This window comes from Stenotrophomonas sp. PS02297 (genome assembly GCF_029959705.1).
Classification (GTDB): Bacteria; Pseudomonadota; Gammaproteobacteria; order Xanthomonadales; family Xanthomonadaceae; genus Stenotrophomonas; species Stenotrophomonas nitritireducens.
The window spans coordinates 1-3,142 of sequence record NZ_JASCOS010000211.1 but is presented as its reverse complement, the minus strand read 5'-3'; the positions used below and the strand labels follow the sequence as shown (position 1 = coordinate 3,142).

Annotated in this window: 1 protein-coding gene; it reads left to right on the top strand. The window is 64.6% G+C overall.

Features of this window, described 5'->3' with window-relative positions; all coding sequences use genetic code 11:
- Nucleotides 1–215 precede the first annotated feature (215 nt).
- Nucleotides 216–3,059, top strand: coding sequence for a TonB-dependent receptor (locus QMX80_RS18895; protein WP_055771786.1), 2,844 nt, complete (start codon nucleotides 216–218; stop codon nucleotides 3,057–3,059).
- Nucleotides 3,060–3,142 lie beyond the last annotated feature (83 nt).

Here is a 3,142-nt window from a genome sequence, read left to right as displayed (position 1 = left end):
GGGGGGCGGCGCCCCGCGGCTCCCAAACGGGCGGCTGTTCCCGGCGCGCCGGCCGCGCGCGCTTCGGCGTCTCGGCCAGCGGCTACCGTGAAACGGCCGCCAGCCTTCCGCCAAAAACGGCAAAGTCTGCGACTGGTTCGCGCAAACCCATCACTTCGGTACAAACGTAACGTTCAGGGGTGTTTAACGCACCACTAACGTAACCGGAGAGATTGATGAAATTTCGTACTCCCGCAGTGCGGCTGGGCCTGCTCCCGGCCGGCATCGCGATTGCGCTGACGCCCGCCTTCGCTTCCGCGCAGGACGCCGCCACCGGCGCCACCACCCTGGACCGCCTGGAAGTGACCGGCTCGCGCATCCGCGGCGCGAACATGGAAACCCAGCAGCCGATCATCACCCTGAGCCGTGAGAACCTGGAGAAGCAGGGCTTCACCTCGGTTGCCGACGTGCTGCAGAACCTGACCTCGGCTGGTTCGCCGGCGATCTCCCGCGCCTACGCGCTGGCCTCCGGTGAAAACGTGGGCGGCTACTACGTCGATCTGCGCAACCTCGGTGCCAACCGCACCCTGGTGCTGATGAACGGCAAGCGCCTGGGCGCCACCACCGGCGGCTACCAGGATCTGAGCCAGATCCCGATGTCGGCCATCGAGCGCATCGAAGTGCTGAAGGATGGCGCGTCCGCCATCTACGGTTCCGACGCCATCGCCGGCGTGGTCAACGTCATCACCCGCAAGCGCTTCGACGGCGCCGAAGCCCAGGTCTATGTCGGCCAGTACGGCGAAGGCGACGGTGACACCGAACAGTATTCCTTCACCCTCGGCGCCGAAGGCGAGCGCGGTGGCGTGACCCTGTCGGCCGAGTACTCCAAGCAGGATCCGGTCATGGCCGGCGACCGCTGGTTCTCCAGGAACGGCGGCAAGGGCCCGAATTCGACCAGCGCCGATTGGAGCCCCATCAGCCAGAACGGCAGCTGGTGCCAGCCTTCGCTGAACAACTGCACCAAGGCCGGTTCGATCTGGCAGACGCTGAATCCGGGCGGCGATCCGTCCAACCCGGCCGATTACCATGAGATCACCGGCGCCGAGTTCGCCAACGCCAACCAGCAGATGATGGTGCAGACCGGCATCGTGCGTAAGTCGGTGTACATCAACGGCAACTACGACTTCACCGATTCGATCTCGTTCAATGCCGACCTGCTTTACAACGACCGCACCACCGACCAGCTGATCGCGGGTTATCCGTACCAGTCGCTGGCGTTCGGCACCCCGCTGTCGGCCGACAGCGCCTTCAATCCGGTTGGCGAGGACGTCGAGTTCCGCCGCCGCCTGTGGGAAGTGCCGCGTACCACCCAGAGCAAGCTCAAGACCCTGCGCTTCGCGCCGTCGGTCAGCGGCTTCTTTGAATTCGCCGGCAAGAGCTTCGACTGGAACGTCGGCGCGCTGTGGAACCGCAACGAAGTCACCAAGAGCAACCGCGGCGACATGAGCCTGATCGCCTCGGAGCAGGCGCTGGGCCAGTCGTTCATCGATGCCAACGGCGTCGCCCGCTGCGGCACCGCGGCCAAGCCGGTCGACGGCTGCTACGCCTGGAACCCGCTGCTGCCCTACGGCGTGAGCGGCCCCGGCTCGCTCGCCAACAAGGATCTGCAGGACTTCCTGTTCCCGATCTACACCACCACCGGCACTACCAAGACCACCAGCTTCACGGCCGACCTCAGCGGTTCGATCGTGACCCTGCCGGCGGGCGACCTGGGCTTCGCCGTGGGCGTGGAACACCGCAAGGAAGAAGGTCGTTACGTTCCGGACGCGTTCGCGCAGTCGGGCATGTCCACCGGTCTGGCCTCGACCACCACTTCCGGTGCCTATGACCTGGACGAGGTGTACCTGGAGCTGAACATCCCGGTGCTGGCCGACATGGCCTTCGCCAAGGAACTGACCGTCAACGTCGCCAGCCGCTACTCCGATTACAGCAACTTCGGCGGCACCACCAACAGCAAGTTCGGCCTGACCTGGCGTCCGACCGACGACCTGCTGGTCCGTGGTACCTATGCCGAGGGCTTCCGTGCCCCGTCGATCGACAACCTGTACGGCGGCATCGGCTCCTCGTTCGAGAAGTACACCGATCCGTGCTCGGTCGGTGTCGGCGGAAGCGTCGCCGGCAATGCCGCATGTACCGCTGCCGGCGTGCCGGGCGACTACGTGCAGCTGGGCCAGGGCCTGGCGCCGTGCACCACCTGGCCGTGCGCCACGCCGGACCAGTTCATCAGCGGCTCCAACGAAAACCTGCTGCCGGAAACCTCGACCAGCAAGACCGTTGGCATCGTGTGGAGCCCGCGTTGGGTGCAGGGCCTGGACGTTTCGCTGGACTGGTTCCGTTACGAGATCAAGAACATGATCATCGAAGACGACGTGGACCGCATCCTGCGTGACTGCTACGTGCTCGGCGATTCGAGCCGTTGCGCCGGCATCGTCCGTGCGCCCGATGGCCACATCACCCAGCTGTTCTATGGCCTGACCAACCTCGGCCAGATGAAGACCGAAGGCTACGATGTGGGCGTCAAGTACCGCCTGCCGGAGCTGGCGATCGGCCAGTTCAGCATCGATTGGCAGACCACCTACACCTCCAAGTACGACGAAGCCGGCCAGAACAAGGACGGTGATGACATCACCATCGGCAACGTTGGCGCCCCGGGCATCTTCCGCGTGCGTTCCAACCTGGGCGTGAACTGGGCGCTGGGCGATTTCGGCGTCAACTACACCGCGCGCTACTACTCGGGCATGAAGGAAGGCTGCGGCCTGACCAGCTACGCCTGGTGCAACAAGCCGGATCACATCTCCAATGGCGAGAGCGATCCGCTGCACGTTGCCGGCTCGAACACCTTCCACGACCTGCAGGTCAACTGGAAGGCGCCGTGGGATGCCACCATCGCCATCGGTGCGAACAACGTGTTCAACCACCGCGGTCCGCTGATGTACTCGGCGCCGAACTCGTCGTTCGCCTACTACGGCGGCTTCGACATCGGTCGCTTCATCTACATGAAGTACACCCAGCGCTTCTGATCCATCGAAGTTCTGAGCTGCATGACGAAGGGCGGGCCGCAACGCCCGCCCGTTTTCTTTTTTTTTCCACAGGCAAAACCCGG